The 14567-nt window shown below is 27.3% G+C and carries 15 protein-coding genes; 11 read left to right on the top strand and 4 right to left on the bottom strand.

What is annotated here, in order from left to right; translation table 11 throughout:
• Positions 1 to 22: 22 nt before the first annotated feature.
• The 5 genes from B2P65_RS09155 to B2P65_RS09135 all read left to right on the top strand — a co-directional run bounded on the left by B2P65_RS09155 (position 23) and on the right by B2P65_RS09135 (position 3818).
• Positions 23 to 163, top strand: coding sequence for an LDCC motif putative metal-binding protein (locus B2P65_RS09155; protein WP_156964382.1), 141 nt, complete (start codon positions 23 to 25; stop codon positions 161 to 163).
• A 188-nt stretch (positions 164 to 351) separates the two neighbouring features.
• The gene (gene speD, locus B2P65_RS09150) at positions 352 to 1161 is read left to right on the top strand and encodes an adenosylmethionine decarboxylase (RefSeq protein ID WP_035134951.1); all 810 of its coding nucleotides are present in this window, start codon (positions 352 to 354) and stop codon (positions 1159 to 1161) included.
• Positions 1162 to 1187: 26 nt separating this feature from the next.
• The gene (gene speE, locus B2P65_RS09145; RefSeq protein WP_346846493.1) at positions 1188 to 2048 is read left to right on the top strand and encodes a polyamine aminopropyltransferase; all 861 of its coding nucleotides are present in this window, start codon (positions 1188 to 1190) and stop codon (positions 2046 to 2048) included.
• A gap of 177 nt (positions 2049 to 2225) precedes the next feature.
• Positions 2226 to 2789 (top strand): ferritin family protein, encoded by a 564-nt coding sequence (locus B2P65_RS09140; protein WP_346846494.1) that lies wholly within the window; start codon positions 2226 to 2228, stop codon positions 2787 to 2789.
• A 150-nt stretch (positions 2790 to 2939) separates the two neighbouring features.
• Positions 2940 to 3818: a DegV family protein gene (locus B2P65_RS09135; RefSeq protein WP_346846495.1), complete on the top strand. Its 879-nt coding sequence runs from the start codon at positions 2940 to 2942 to the stop codon at positions 3816 to 3818.
• A gap of 85 nt (positions 3819 to 3903) precedes the next feature.
• On the opposite strand, the gene B2P65_RS09130 is transcribed toward B2P65_RS09135, so the two are convergent.
• The 4 genes from B2P65_RS09130 to B2P65_RS09115 form a co-directional block, all read right to left on the bottom strand.
• On the bottom strand, positions 3904 to 4923 hold the full coding sequence (locus B2P65_RS09130) for a hypothetical protein (protein ID WP_346880031.1): 1020 nt from the start codon (positions 4921 to 4923) through the stop codon (positions 3904 to 3906).
• A gap of 73 nt (positions 4924 to 4996) precedes the next feature.
• Complete coding sequence (locus tag B2P65_RS09125; protein WP_346846497.1) at positions 4997 to 5842, bottom strand: ABC transporter permease; 846 nt, start codon at positions 5840 to 5842, stop codon at positions 4997 to 4999.
• Positions 5835 to 6794, bottom strand: coding sequence for an ABC transporter permease (locus B2P65_RS09120; RefSeq protein WP_346876982.1), 960 nt, complete (start codon positions 6792 to 6794; stop codon positions 5835 to 5837). The genes B2P65_RS09125 and B2P65_RS09120 overlap by 8 nt, the downstream gene beginning before the upstream one ends.
• Positions 6795 to 6877: 83 nt before the next feature.
• A complete protein-coding gene (locus B2P65_RS09115) occupies positions 6878 to 8470 on the bottom strand; it encodes an ABC transporter substrate-binding protein (protein ID WP_346879215.1) in 1593 nt (530 codons plus the stop codon).
• 392 nt (positions 8471 to 8862) lie between these two features.
• Here B2P65_RS09115 and B2P65_RS09110 point away from each other — a divergent pair, with 392 nt between their 5' ends.
• The 6 genes from B2P65_RS09110 (at position 8863) to B2P65_RS09085 (ending at position 14428) form a co-directional block, all read left to right on the top strand.
• Positions 8863 to 9027 carry a hypothetical protein gene (locus B2P65_RS09110; RefSeq protein WP_346880030.1) on the top strand — a complete coding sequence of 55 codons (165 nt, stop codon included), beginning with the start codon at positions 8863 to 8865 and terminating at the stop codon, positions 9025 to 9027.
• A 296-nt stretch (positions 9028 to 9323) separates the two neighbouring features.
• Positions 9324 to 10142: an Mrp/NBP35 family ATP-binding protein gene (locus tag B2P65_RS09105; protein WP_346846501.1), complete on the top strand. Its 819-nt coding sequence runs from the start codon at positions 9324 to 9326 to the stop codon at positions 10140 to 10142.
• 297 nt (positions 10143 to 10439) lie between these two features.
• The gene (locus B2P65_RS09100) at positions 10440 to 10715 is read left to right on the top strand and encodes a YgjV family protein (protein ID WP_414632288.1); all 276 of its coding nucleotides are present in this window, start codon (positions 10440 to 10442) and stop codon (positions 10713 to 10715) included.
• Positions 10716 to 10905: 190 nt separating this feature from the next.
• Positions 10906 to 11325 (top strand): hypothetical protein, encoded by a 420-nt coding sequence (locus B2P65_RS09095; protein ID WP_346846503.1) that lies wholly within the window; start codon positions 10906 to 10908, stop codon positions 11323 to 11325.
• 186 nt (positions 11326 to 11511) lie between these two features.
• Positions 11512 to 13197 (top strand): bifunctional metallophosphatase/5'-nucleotidase, encoded by a 1686-nt coding sequence (locus tag B2P65_RS09090; RefSeq protein WP_346880029.1) that lies wholly within the window; start codon positions 11512 to 11514, stop codon positions 13195 to 13197.
• A gap of 688 nt (positions 13198 to 13885) precedes the next feature.
• The gene (locus tag B2P65_RS09085; protein WP_346876979.1) at positions 13886 to 14428 is read left to right on the top strand and encodes a GNAT family N-acetyltransferase; all 543 of its coding nucleotides are present in this window, start codon (positions 13886 to 13888) and stop codon (positions 14426 to 14428) included.
• Positions 14429 to 14567: the final 139 nt, after the last annotated feature.

Below are 14567 nucleotides of genomic sequence, written 5' to 3'. Positions count from 1 at the left end.
ATAATTATTATGGAGGGATAGCATGTTTACTAGAATAAAGAAATCGGTTAATAGCTTTTTAGATAAGATTGCAAAACAAAATGAGGAACTATATGGGAAGAGAAAAATGGATTGCTGTAATTTAAATAATCAAAATCAGAAGAAGTCTATAAGAAATAAGTAATAGATAAATGTTTTATATAATATAAGAATTATAAGATATATTTATAGTATATACATTGAAATTATAGATAAGGTTTCACATATAACAAAATATAATAATTATATTTTAAATTTTTATTGACAAATTCAACAACTCCTAATAAAATTTACTCAGTGAATTTCATCTAAAGGAAAGGTGTATATAAAAGAATGGAGAATAAAATCAAATTATATGGCTTTAATAATCTTACTAAGACACTAAGTTTTAACATCTATGACATTTGCTATGCAAAGGGTGAAAGAGAACAAAAGGAGTATGTAGATTATATTGATGAGCAATACAATTCAGAAAGATTAACTAAAATATTATGCGATGTTACTGATATTATTGGTGCTCATGTGTTAAACATATCCAAGCAGGACTATGATCCTCAAGGTGCAAGTGTAACCATATTAATTTCTGAGGAACCTTTAGGGGATGGGGTAATAGATGAATCATGTAATAGTGGTAAATATATTTTAAAAACTAAGGAGACTGTTGTTGCACATTTGGATAAGAGTCATGTAACGGTACATACTTATCCTGAATATCATCCAGATAATTCTATAGCAACCTTTCGAGTAGATATAGACGTATCTACTTGTGGACAAATTTCTCCGCTAAATGCATTAGATTATCTAATTAGCAGTTTTGACTCTGATATAATTACCATTGATTACCGTGTTCGAGGATTCACTCGTGACATTAATGGTAAAAAGTGTTTTATAGATACACCAATTAAATCAATTCAAGATTATATTGATGATAAGACTTTGCAAAAGTATGATGCTATGGATATAAATATGTATCAAACAAATATATTTCATACTAAAATGCTTATAAAGGAAATTGATTTACAGAACTACCTATTTAAAAAAGATACTCATGAATTTTTACCAAGAGAAAGACTTAATATAAGTAATGCACTTAGAAAAGAAATGATAGAAATATTTAGTGGTAAGAATGTTTATAATGAATAATATTATATTAACTAGGAGGATGAAAAATGGAGTTATGGTATACTGAGAATCACTCAGAGACTGTTAGGTTTTCAATAAAGGTTGACAAGCAAATATATGCTGGGAAAAGTGATTTTCAAAGAATAGATGTATTTGAGACAAAGGAATTCGGAAGATTTTTCACTTTAGATGGAATAGTTATGATAACAGAAAAGGATGAATTTATTTATCATGATATGATAGTTCATGTTCCTATGGCTACAAATCCTAAGATTGAAAAAGTTTTAGTTATAGGAGCTGGAGATGGTGGAACAATCAGAGAACTAACAAGATATAATACAATAAAAGAAATAGACATGGTTGAAATCGATAAAAAAGTAGTTGATGTATGTTTAGAGTATTTTCCTATAACATCAAGTAAACTAAAGGATGAAAGAGTAAACTTATACTTTGAAGATGGTATTAAATTTGTAAAAAATAGGAAAAATTACTATGATTTAATAATAGTAGATTCTACTGATCCAATAGGACCTGGAGAGGGCTTATTTACAAAAGAATTCTATAGAGATTGTTACGATGCATTAAATGAAGAAGGAATTTTAGTAAATCAACATGAAAGTCCTTATTATGAAATGTATGCTAGTTCTATGAAGAGAGCTCATAAGCGTATAAAAGAATCCTTCCCAATAGGGAAAGTGTATCAAGTTCATATTCCAACTTACTCATCAGGACATTGGTTATTTGGATTCGCATCTAAAAAGTATGATCCAGTAAAAGATTTAAATGCTGAGGCATGGAACTCTTTAGGGTTAAAGACTAAGTATTATAATACAGACTTACATGTGGGATCTTTTGCTCTCCCTAACTATGTTTTAGATATGCTAGATCATGCTTGTGATGAAGAATAATATTCAATATACATAATAAAAGAAATTGAAGATATATTTTTCTATATAGATAAAATTAAAAATATTAATAAAAAACCTTTGACATATTAAAATTAATTTAACATGTTTTAAAGGTTTTTTATTTTTAAACATTTTGAATATATGGTAAAATGTATATTGAGTTTAGGAGGAATTAATATGAAGTGTAAAATATGTGGAATGAATATTAATGAAAAGAATTATGATTTTAATTCATTTGCTTTTATAAATAAAAATTCTATAAGTAACATAGTATACTGTCCGTTCTGTGGAGTAAGCAGTATTTATTTAAGTGGTGATGATGAAGTTATTGAAGTAGATAGTAAGAAGCTAGATATAAACACATTAAGAATTTTAGACCATGCCGTTAAGCTTGAAATATTTAATGGAGAGTTTTATAAAGAAGCAGCTAAAAAAGCAAAGAGTGAAGAAGTTTCTAAGGCTTTTCAGGCTTTATCAAAAATAGAAATTTTTCATTCAAAGGTTCATATGGGATTAGGAGGTTTTACTAAAACACCTGCTTTGACTAAAATAAACTATGACAAGTATGATAGTGACGAAGCACTTTTGAAATTGGCAAAGGAAAGAGAAGAGCATGCTGTTTACTATTATGAAAGATATAAGAATGAAGTATGCGATGAAAATGTAAAAAGAGTTTTCCAAGCTTTAATTGAAGTGGAAAAGGAACATATAGAGCTTACCTATGAGTATAATTTAATATAGATAAGCTTTATATAGATTAAACACAAGAAAATTAGTTACTATATGAACAAATTGAGAAATCTATTCATATACATTAGGCTTAAAAAATGTTAAAATAGTATTTTAGGCGAATATAGTATGGAAAAAATGAATTATAAAGGAGGAGAATATATGAAAGATTATGTTATTATTACAGATTCAACGGTAGATTTACCTCTTGATAATATAGAGAAAATAAATATAGGCATTATACCTATGGCCTTTGATATGGAAAATAAAACCTATACACACTATCCTGATGAGAGAGAAATGACAAGCCATGAGTTTTACGAGAGACTAAAAAATGGTGATACTTCTGTTACAACACAGATAAATTATTTTACTTATAGAGAGTGCTTTGAAAAGCTACTGAAGGAAGGAAAGGATATTTTATATATAGCGTTTTCTTCAGGACTTAGTGGAACATATAATAACTCTCAATTAGTGATACAAGATCTTAAAGAGGAATACCCTGAAAGAAAAATTATATCAGTTGACTCTCTTTCAGCTTCAGTTGGGGAAGGGCTTCTAGTATATAATGCTGCAATGAAAAAAGAAGAAGGCTTATCCATTGAGGAATTGGTGAAGTGGATAGAAGAACATAGAAATAATACTTGTCACTGGTTTACAGTTGAAGATTTACATCACTTAAAACGAGGTGGAAGGATTTCTTCAGTGGAAGCAATTATTGGGACAACCTTAAAGATAAAGCCTGTATTGAGTGTTGACTATGAGGGAAAGTTAGTAAATGTATCTAAAGTAAGAGGAGAAAAAAAATCCTTGGAGAAATTACTAGATAAGATGCTAGAAGATGGTATAAACCTGAAGGAACAAACTATTATCATAGGTCATGCAGATAGCTTAGAAAGAGCTGAGTATCTTGCTAATATTATTAGAGAAAAGGAACTCGTAAAAGATATTATTATTAGTACTATAGGTCCAATAATTGGAACTCACACTGGTCAAGGAATGATAGGACTAACATTTATGGGAAACAAAAACTTAAAATAAGAACTTATTAAGAATTATTATGGAATATTTATTTATAATATAGCAAAAGAAGCCTAGGTTAGTGGTAATTTAACCTAGGCTTCTTTTATATATCTAGAAATTCAGAGTTTTCTTCTGAATTTTTTTTAGAAACTCTTCCATATAAGAATCCAATTCCAAAACATACTATAAAAATTAAGAAGAGTAAAAAATGGTCAATGGGATTATAAATTATATATTTTACATCTGACTTTAACATTTTTAGTATCATTAGTAATTTGGTGTGTGGTAATAATGATTTTAAATCTATGAACAGCATAGAAATAATTGAAATAGGCACTTGAAGAGAACAGATAAAACCTACTAAACATCTAATAGATAATTTAAAAGATTTTTCTAAATAGTATTTATTAAAGACAGATATAATTAATAAAGAACCCAATATAGGTATAATTAAATAATTGCTTTCTAGCTTATATATGGAGAATCCATATATAATTCCAATTATAAATGTAAAAATAAAGGAAAGTATAATTGATTTAATTAGGTTATTATTTGGTTTGTTATAAATATTATTTGAAATCTCGGTAATTACATCAGTATCATTTACAGATACTTTGTCTAGTTGCATAATTATAGTATTATAAAGTTTTTCCATATCTATATCTTTAAAAAGATTAAGAGATATCTGAAAGGAAGTTGGTGGAATCCCTAAAAGTGAATTTAAATTATTACATATAGATGATTTTGTTTTTTTATTTAGGTCCTTAATTAGCAAGAAAGATAACATAGGATTATTTTGATAATTATAGATTTGTATATTATAAATATCTTTCCAAAATGCAAATTTTTTAATAAATGGTGTAGTGATTTTAATATATTCATAAGTAATTTCAATTTGAAATTTCTTTAGAATTTCAATATTTATAAATAGATACATAAAGAAAATAGAAAGTACAAGTAAAATCAAGCTAAAAACAATGCCCATAATGGGATTTTCTTTAGTAATAAATATAAATATAAGAATAGATAATATTAAAAAAAATAGTACAAAAAATAAATAAAGAAATTTTAGAGACTTTTTTAAGCTTGATTTTTGATAAAGTGGAAGGGTATAAGTGTCCATAAAAACCTCCTAAAAAATTATGTTATAATATAAATTATAGCATAATTTTTATTTTTATACTTATATGTTTTAATTACTCTCCTTGAGACGGATCTAATGCTACTCTCAAGATATCACCAAGAACATTAAAGCTTAATACAATTAATAGTATCATAAGACCTGGAAAAATTGCTAAGTAAGTCTTATCACCAATTCTGGCTTGAGCAGTTTGAAGCATGCTTCCGAGAGAAGCCATCGGTTGTTGTACCCCTAGACCTAAAAAACTTAAAGATGATTCCATAAGTATAGCATCGGCTATATTTATGCTAGCTGCAACAATTACTGTGGAAATAGCATTAGGTATTATATGTGTTTTTACTATTTTTATATTATTGCTACCTAAGGCTTTAGAACATAGAATATAATCCCTTTCTTTTATAGATAATGTTTCTGAGCGGACTATTCTAGCGATACTCATCCATCCAAATATACCTATAATGATTATTATATTGGCTATACTTGGTCTTAAATAAGAATTTACTATTAGTAGTAAAAAGAATAGAGGTATACTCATTAACATGTCTATTATTCTCATTATAATAGCATCAACTTTGCCTCCTAATAGTCCGCTTATAGCACCAACTAGGGTGCCGATGAATATAGATACCATCATGGAGAGTACACCTACTATTAAGGAGATTCGTGCACCATATAAAGCTCTAGTAAAGTAATCTCTTCCGAGTTCATCTGTTCCAAATATATTTTTTAAATTTGGAGAAATAAATTGATTACTCATATCAATAGTATCAGGATTATAAGGAGTCAAAAATGCAAAAACAGATAAAATAATTATTAAAATTAAGCATACTAAAGCAAATATTCCTAATTTATTTTTTTTAAGCTCTCTTATAAAATTTTCTTTAAATCTAATACTAAACATTTTCATCCCCCCTACGTATTCTAGGATCTACTAGTACATAACTAATATCAGCAAGTAGATTTCCTATAACAACCATTATTGAGGTAACTAAAGTCATAGCCATTATAACTGGATAATCTAAGGCTTTTATTGAGTTAATGCCAAGTCTTCCCATACCAGGCCATCCAAAGATAGTTTCAGTGATAAATGCACCAGAAACTAAAGATGGTAAGCTCATTCCAAGAATTGTTATCATTGGAAGAAGAGCATTTTTCATGATATGTTTAAATAGAATTCTATTCTTACTTGCGCCTTTGGAAATTGCGGTAACAATATAATCTTGCTTTAGTTCTGTTATAGTACAAGAACGTACATATCTTGTAAGAACAGCTATATTAGAAAAACTAAGTACTATAGTAGGTAATATACCGTGTTTTATAACATCTAATATTGAAGTTACACCTATAGTTCTCATACCAACACTAGGAAGCCACTTTAATTTTAAAGAAAATATTGAAAGCAATATCATTGCAAACCAAAAGCTAGGTATAGAGATTGCAATATAGTTTAATATATTTGTAAATCTGTCTAAGAATTTATTTCTATGCATGCCCGTATGTAATCCTAGGGGAATTGATATTAAAATAGCTAGAAGTAGGGAAGAACCCATAAGTCCAAGGGTAGCAAAAAATCTTGAAGAAATTTCACTAGCTACAGCTTGTCTAGAAACCAAGGAGTAACCCAAATCACCACTTAATACATTTTTTAGCCATAAGAAATATCTAGTTAGCATAGGTTTATCCAGTCCAAGACTTACTCTTATTAAATCTGCTTGCTCCTTTGACATTTTAGGGGTTATATATCCTTGAGCTGGATCTCCTGGAGCCAGATTCATAAGTAAAAAGGATACAAAGGATATAAATAAAAGCATAGGAATAGCTTGTAAAATTCTCTTTGTAATTTTATTTTTCATAATACTATCCTTTCTATGTAAAAAATTTATGTAAAAATGGCTCAAGTACCCGGAAAGGGTAAATGAGCCATAGAAATATATTTTTATTGTTGAATCATATATATTTTTGATAAATCTTCAAACATATATATAGGTACTAATTTGGCATCTTCAATTCCACCAAATTTAGCATCAACTCCGATTAATGACTTTGAATAATATAATGGGTATACTACAGCATCATCAGCTATGGTCTTTTGAATTTTTTCATATAATTCTTTTCTCTTTGCATCATCTGATTGAGAAGCTCCATCCTTCCACAACTTGTCTAGTTCTTTGTTATTATAACATTGAGCATTAAAGCTACCACTAGACATATAAGCACTAGAATATCCATCTGGATCATTTCCCATTACATATCCATTTATAAGTATATCATAATCTCTTTCTTGTTCTCCAAGGATTTTTGAGAAGTATACATTGTCATCTATTTGCTGAGCATCTACTTCTATGCCGATAGTAGAAAGTTGTTGTTTAACAACCATAGCAATTTTGCTATCTTTTGGAGTGTATTGAAAATTCAATTTTATATTACCTACACCAGACTTTTCCATAAGCTCTTTTGCTTTTTCTAAATTTTGGTCATATTTTTCTACATCATCAGTATAGAATTTTGTATTTGGAGTTAGAATAGAGTAAGCTTTTTCAGTATTTTCTAAATTAGTATAGGATGTTTTTAAAATCTCTTCTTTATTTAGGGCATAGGATATAGCTTGTCTAACTTCTTTTTTACTTAAGTTTTCATTTTTTTCATTAAGTATAATATAGTTTAGCATTCCTTCATCAAAAGAATGAGTTTTAAACCTATCATCTGATGAGAAAGTTTCAAACTTATCTTCAGCTAAATATGCTGCAGAAACTTCTCCATTTTCAAAAGCAATTTTTGAAGTATTATCATCTGGAATTATTCTATAAACCACACTATCTAAATGAGGTTTTCCTAAATAATAATCATCAAATCTTTCTAGGGTTACCATCTCACCCTTTTTCCATTCTTTGAATTTAAAAGGACCAGAACCTACTGGAGTATTATTTTTATCTGATTCTGCTAAATTGCTTTCACCCTCAAATATATGTTTTGGAATTATTTTAAAATCTCCAATTGATATATAGAATGGTGCAAAGGTATTTGGAAGTTTAAATTCAACAGTTAAGTCATCAATTTTATTAGCTTGGACTTCTTTTTTATCAATAACAAAAGTTTGTCTAGCATCAATTCCCTGACTTTCATCTTTAGCTACATTTACACTATAAACAACATCATCTGCTGTTATTTTTGTACCATCATGCCATGTTAAATTATCTTTTAATTTTAATGTATATGTAAGTTTATCTTCAGAAGTTTCCATACTTTCTGCTAAGTAATATCTTACTTCATCTTTATCAACTACATATAGTGGATCAAATAAAGCATTGTTTATTGTATAAGTAACTCTGTTTTGTTGAAAAAAAGGATTTAGGCAACTTGGATCAGTTCTAGCAGAAAATATCATTGTTCCTCCATCCTTTATTTGTTGTTGAGCAGTTTCATTCTTTTTGGACTCAGTATTAGTAGAACTATTTTTTGAACTACATCCAATTAAGGACAAGGATAGTATTAAAGATAGTCCAATACTGAGGAATCTAGTCTTTTTCATTGTAATCCCCCTTATACACTGTAAAATCAATTCATGTTTATGAATGAATTTTATGATAGTTGTAGTTACGTGAAAATACGCAACAATTCCTTATATAGGATAACATAATAAATATTAGTATATAACTCTTATTATAAATTAAAATAAATAAAATCAGTCTATCAGAAAACGTTATAACTACAAAAATCAACAATTTATTACATAATAAATTAAAGGTTTTGCTAATAGTAACTGGCAGAAATAAGCCATATAATAATTTCTGAAATTCTTAACATTTCATAATAGTGAATTGTATTATAAAATGGTTTGTTAAGTATAAATATATTAAAAACAGGAAAATATATTATTAAATTCTATGGAGTAAGGAATATTAAAATTAGGAGGAAAATATGATGAATAATTATGTATTACCAGAAGACAATTTAGGAGAAGAATATAATTTTGAAAATGAAATTAGTTATTATGATGAAGGATATGAAGAATGTATACGATGTGGTAATAGGGAGTGTTTAGACAATAAAAGATTATGTAGTTACTGTAGTGAAACTTGGGAATAAAATTAAATGTTTTAATGATATAAACATAGTTCTTTGCTTTAGAGGGAGTTTTTCTCCCCCTAAAGCTTACTAACAGACTTCTAAGTATCAATTTATTTGATACTTAGAAGTCGTTATCCTTTAGAGATTATTACAGTAATTTTTAGATGTTATATTTTAATTTTATAATATGCTAGACAAAAATATAATTTATTCATATAGGATTATAATAAATTTCATTATTGGCATTTGACAACAATTTAAAACAGCAGTAATATAAATTTAGTAAATACCAATAATAATGAGGAGATGATTTTATGTCAACATGTGATACATGTCCATCCAATGGTGGATGCAGTAAAGATAAAGGAAGTTGTGGAGTTGAGAACAATCCTTTAAACAATGTTAAAAAAATTATTGGAGTTATGAGTGGAAAAGGTGGCGTTGGTAAATCATCCATGGCTACTTTAATAGCAAGACAATTAAAGGAAAAAGGATATAAAGTAGGGATTTTAGATGCAGATATTACAGGGCCAAGTATACCAAGACTTCTTGGAATTACAGGACAAAAAGCTATGGCGGATGGTAAAAATATATATCCTATTGAATCTCAAGAAGGAATAAAGGTTATGTCGTTAAATCTGCTAGTAGAGAATGAAGAAGATCCTGTAATTTGGAGAGGTCCTATGATTGGTGGAATGGTTAAGCAGTTTTGGACAGATGTAATTTGGGGAGAATTAGACTATTTAGTTGTTGATATGCCACCAGGAACAGGAGACGTAGCACTAACTGTAATGCAAGATATTCCGATAAATGGAATAGTAATGGTATCTGTTCCTCAAGATTTTGTATCTATGATAGTTGCAAAGGCAGTTAATATGACTAGAAAATTAAATATAAAAGTTTTAGGTGTTATTGAGAATATGAGTTATATTAAGTGTCCTGATTGCGATAAAAAAATTAAATTATTTAATGGAGAAGATACAGAAAAGTTCTTGAAAAATCTAGATTTAAATCTTTTAGGTGAATTACCTATGATAAGTAGTATAAGCAATTTATCAAAAGGTGAAGAGCATCAAGATGAATTTAAAAACATATTTAATAAAATTGTTGAAAACATAATTAATAATTTATAATAGATAATTATTATAACTTTTTTATAGATTAGTGTATCATTATATCAGCTTATAACAGTATAAAAATTTATCATATAAAAACTATCTTAAGTCTTTGATTTGAGATAGTTTTTATATTTTTTGATTTAAATCTAAGGATTGAGCTACATTGTTGTATAAGAGATAAAAATCCAAAAACTAAAATAAAAAATAATTATTATATAAATAAAAAAATATATAATAGAGAAACTATAAATAAACATATTTTTTAAAACATTAGTTTTATTAGTATTTAGAGTGAATGTTTGTTATTTATTAATGAATATAATAAACTTTAGGAGGAGTTCTATGTTTAATGATACATTGATTGAGTGGATAGGTTATTTAGCATCTATACTAATTACTATTTCTATGTTTATGAAGAAAATATTTAAGCTAAGATTTATTAATTTAATGGGATGTATATTATTTGTAATATACGGGCTGATTATTGGAGCATATCCTGTAGCTATAGCTAATGCAATAATAGTTTTTATAAATCTATATTACTTATACAAGTTATTTAGAGAAATGAATACTAAAAATAATATTTAAATTTTAATATAATAATAAAAGTTAAGCTATAGTGAAATAGAAAAATTACACTATAGCTTTAAATATAGAATTAAAAAGTTAATTTTCTATGTAAATTCATACTAAGTTTACATAGAATTAATTTACAGATAATTTAAAGTATAGTATATTTATCAGAGAGTTTATAATTATTATTTAAGGAGGATATTGGATGTTAAAGGATGAAGAAAATATAAAAAGTGATAATGAAAGTATAGAAGAGGAAAATGTAACAGAAGAAACTATAGCTGAAACACAAGAAAACATGGAAGCAACTTTAGAAAATGAAGAAGTATTAGAGCATATAGATGAAGCTGAAAAGGCAGAAGAGTGTTCTAATGAAAATGTTAAAAAGAAAGGTGGATTTTTAGCCAAACTAGGTGCTAATATAATTGATCAGAGCATAAGTTTATTAGTAAGTTTTGCATTACTCTATTTATTTAATTTAATATTAATGCCTTTTGGATATAGATTTGGAGACAAAGTATTAGGATTTTTAGTAATATATGTAATTGTAAATATTTTATATGGTATTATAATGGAAGCTACTAAGCTAAAAACAACTATAGGAAAATTTATTTTTAAATTATAGTAGTGAAAACGTGTCTGTGTTTAGATGCGTTTTTTATTTATGGAGAAAAAGATAGATACCATGCTAAAGTATATATTATACAGAAGCAAATGATATAATTATAATAAGAAAAAATTGAATTAAGAAATTATTGTTGAGAAAGTTATTATTAATAATTAATGTTTTAAGCTGGAGGATTAAATATAAATGAATAGAATCACTACAACAAAGAATAAGAAAATTACAATCTTAGCAACTACAGATATACATGGAAACATTTTAGGATATAACTATGATAAGGGTGAAAGCTTCAATAATAGTGGAATGAATCGTATTTATTCTTATATAAAGCAAGTTAAGAGTGAAAATCTTAATACTTTGGTAGTGGATAATGGAGATATAATTCAAGGAAATACGTTAACAGATGAAATGTATAGTAATAAAAAGGATGAAAAACATCCTGTGATTTCTGCTATGAATTTTATGGGATATGATGCTATGGTATTGGGAAATCATGAATTTAACTTTGGATTTGATTTAATAAAATCTCTTGAAAAGCAAAGTAACTTTCCATTTCTTTCAGCAAATGTAGACTATAGAGAAAGTGGTGAAGACTTTGTAAAGACACATACAATTATAAATTGTGGTGGAGTGAGAGTTGGAATTATAGGGTTAACTACTCCTAATGTACCAAGATGGGTAGGAAATCTAGTGAAGGATCTAAATTTTCATGATCTTGGTGAAACTGCCTATAGGTATGTAAGTGAAATTAGGGATAAAGTAGATATTATAATGGTTATGGCTCATGCAAGCATGGTTTCAGAACATGATAAGAAGAATGAAAGAGATGCAGCTGAAAAAATATTGAGATTATGTCCGGAGATAGATGTACTAGTAGTTGGGCATTTTCATATAACAGTAAAAGAAAAAAGAGGAAAAACGCTCATTGGAGGGGCTACAGATAGTGGACAGGAAGTAATTCGTTTTGATTTAACCTTGGACAATAATAATCATGTTATAGATGGACAAGTTAAAGTTGTATCCATGAAGCCGTATTATCCTAGCGAAGAGTTAAGTGGATTACCAGTTATTAAGAAAGCACATGAAACAACTATGGATTTTGTCACAGAAATAATAGGAGAAGCCACAGAAGATTTTCAACCAAAGGATGAGATAAGCTTTATACCTGAAGGACGGCTTAGAGATACTCCACTTATAGAGTTGATAAATAAGGTTCAACTTATAAATTCTGGTGCAGATGTTACATCAACCTCTTTAATTAGGGATGATAGTAATATAAAAAAAGGTGTTATTACTTATGGACATATTTTCAATGTATACAAGTTTACTACTTTTCTTTATGTAGTAGAAGTTACAGGGAAAGAGTTAAAGAATTATATGGAATGGGCTGCTTCAGCTTACAATCAGTGGAAGTCAGGAGATATTTCTATAAGCTTTACCATGGATATTCCAGGATATCAACATGAATTTTTTGCTGGAGTAAATTATAAAGTAGATATTTCTAAACCAGTAGGTCATCGAATTGTAGATTTAATTTTCAAAGGTGATTTAGTGAAAGAAAATCAAAAATTAAAATTAGCAACCAGTGATTATTGCTATTTTGCAAATTTAAAAGGTAGAAAATTAGCAAAGAATAATTATATTTGGAAATCTTCTAATACAATTAGAGATATGATAGTAGAATATATTAAAAATCAAGGTATTATATCTCCACAAGTGGATAATAACTGGGAGATAACTGGAGTTAATTTGGAATCACCATATAAAGAGAAAATAATTAAATTAGTTAATGAAGGTAGTATTGAATTACCCTATAATAAAGCTTTAAATATAGATGAACTTAAAAAATTGGGTTTAATAGATGTGAAGTAGGAATATTTGTATTGACTATATATATTTATTATGGTAAATTATACTTGTAATTTTAAATTTAGGAAGGGAACAATGAGATGTTGATTAGAATCAATTGTTAGTTAAATTTTCGAGAAAAGAAAATATTTAAATTAAAAGAGGTTTTGTTTACGTTATAGGTCTATAGTACATCTATAGGATTTTTTGTGATACTTCTTTTTAAAACAATTGAAATGAAATCAATCTTATTGAGCTATTTCTAAATTTTACTTAATTATTATAATTAGCTTTGCTTAAGATGTGAATCTTAAGAAGGGTATTTTATAGGATTATTTTTAGTGAATGCCACAATTATTTATGTTTTAAATAATTTGTGATTTACAAGGTGTCCTAAGTTTATAATAATATTTGTTAATATATATTTTTAAATGTAAAGAAGTACTTAAAGTATGAGTAAATATGGTAACATATTTAATACTTTGCTGTGTCTTTGAATTTATAGGATATATAATAATATGAAACTTTATCTGTATATACTGGGTAAAGTAGATGATATATACTAAATTAGAGATTTAGTATATTAACTAAGTAAAATAAAAATGTTAGATTTGGCTGTAAGAGAGAGATTCTTTCTTACAGCTTTTTTGTTGCTCAATAAGGGGATTTCTAAAAAAGTAAAAAGATAAAGTAGAAAAAGGGGGATTTAATAGTGAATTATTATGAGGATAAGAAAATTAGGATAAGAGACATAGAAAAAGGAGATATCATTAATTTGTTTTCTTGTAGAATTGACAAGGAGATTAATAGGTATGATCCAAGACCTATACCAAGTAATAGTAGAGAATTAATTCAAGAATGTAAAATCTATTGTGATAACTTTGAAAGAAATGTGATCAATGATAGATTAGAAGATCGAATGTATAAGTATTTTATAATCACCGATAATGATGAAAATTTTATAGGTTTTGTCAACTTCTTTAGTATAGATACAGTTGCAAAGCAGGGGGAAATGGGAGTTACTATAGGTGATAAAAGATATTGGAGGAAAAGCATAGCTTATGACTCTATCAAGATAGCCATGAACTATATATTTAATACCATGGATATAAATAGAATATATGTGGAGATTGAAGAAAATAATAAGCCATCATTGTTACTATTTAACAAGCTAGGATTTAAAAAATGTGATGAGTATATGGAAGATGGAGAATTTAAATTTATAGTAATGGACATTAAATCTCATAACGAATAAATTTTAAATAGTTTCATATACAGAAATTTACCTGTGAAACTATTTAAATATAGAACTATACAACTAGTTAAATAGTTGAATTCAGTAAGTTTAGATAAAGAATAAATTAAAATATACTTAAATTGAAGGGGGGAAGCGA

Source organism: Clostridium sp. UBA3061 (assembly GCF_002367465.1).
Classification (GTDB): domain Bacteria; phylum Bacillota; class Clostridia; order Clostridiales; family Clostridiaceae; genus Clostridium_J; species Clostridium_J sulfidigenes.
Note: the sequence above shows the minus strand (reverse complement) of the source record. Positions and strands in the feature narration are given on the sequence as shown.

Excerpts from the sequence above, each read along its gene's own strand:
- B2P65_RS09155 (WP_156964382.1), top strand. The coding sequence starts at position 23 with ATGTTTACTAGAATAAAGAAATCGGTTAATAGCTTTTTAGATAAGATT.
- speD (WP_035134951.1), top strand. The coding sequence starts at position 352 with ATGGAGAATAAAATCAAATTATATGGCTTTAATAATCTTACTAAGACA.
- speE (WP_346846493.1), top strand. The coding sequence starts at position 1,188 with ATGGAGTTATGGTATACTGAGAATCACTCAGAGACTGTTAGGTTTTCA.
- B2P65_RS09140 (WP_346846494.1), top strand. The coding sequence starts at position 2,226 with ATGAAGTGTAAAATATGTGGAATGAATATTAATGAAAAGAATTATGAT.
- B2P65_RS09135 (WP_346846495.1), top strand. The coding sequence starts at position 2,940 with ATGAAAGATTATGTTATTATTACAGATTCAACGGTAGATTTACCTCTT.
- B2P65_RS09130 (WP_346880031.1), bottom strand. The coding sequence starts at position 4,923 with ATGGACACTTATACCCTTCCACTTTATCAAAAATCAAGCTTAAAAAAG.
- B2P65_RS09125 (WP_346846497.1), bottom strand. The coding sequence starts at position 5,842 with ATGTTTAGTATTAGATTTAAAGAAAATTTTATAAGAGAGCTTAAAAAA.
- B2P65_RS09120 (WP_346876982.1), bottom strand. The coding sequence starts at position 6,794 with ATGAAAAATAAAATTACAAAGAGAATTTTACAAGCTATTCCTATGCTT.
- B2P65_RS09115 (WP_346879215.1), bottom strand. The coding sequence starts at position 8,470 with ATGAAAAAGACTAGATTCCTCAGTATTGGACTATCTTTAATACTATCC.
- B2P65_RS09110 (WP_346880030.1), top strand. The coding sequence starts at position 8,863 with ATGAATAATTATGTATTACCAGAAGACAATTTAGGAGAAGAATATAAT.
- B2P65_RS09105 (WP_346846501.1), top strand. The coding sequence starts at position 9,324 with ATGTCAACATGTGATACATGTCCATCCAATGGTGGATGCAGTAAAGAT.
- B2P65_RS09100 (WP_414632288.1), top strand. The coding sequence starts at position 10,440 with ATGAATATAATAAACTTTAGGAGGAGTTCTATGTTTAATGATACATTG.
- B2P65_RS09095 (WP_346846503.1), top strand. The coding sequence starts at position 10,906 with ATGTTAAAGGATGAAGAAAATATAAAAAGTGATAATGAAAGTATAGAA.
- B2P65_RS09090 (WP_346880029.1), top strand. The coding sequence starts at position 11,512 with ATGAATAGAATCACTACAACAAAGAATAAGAAAATTACAATCTTAGCA.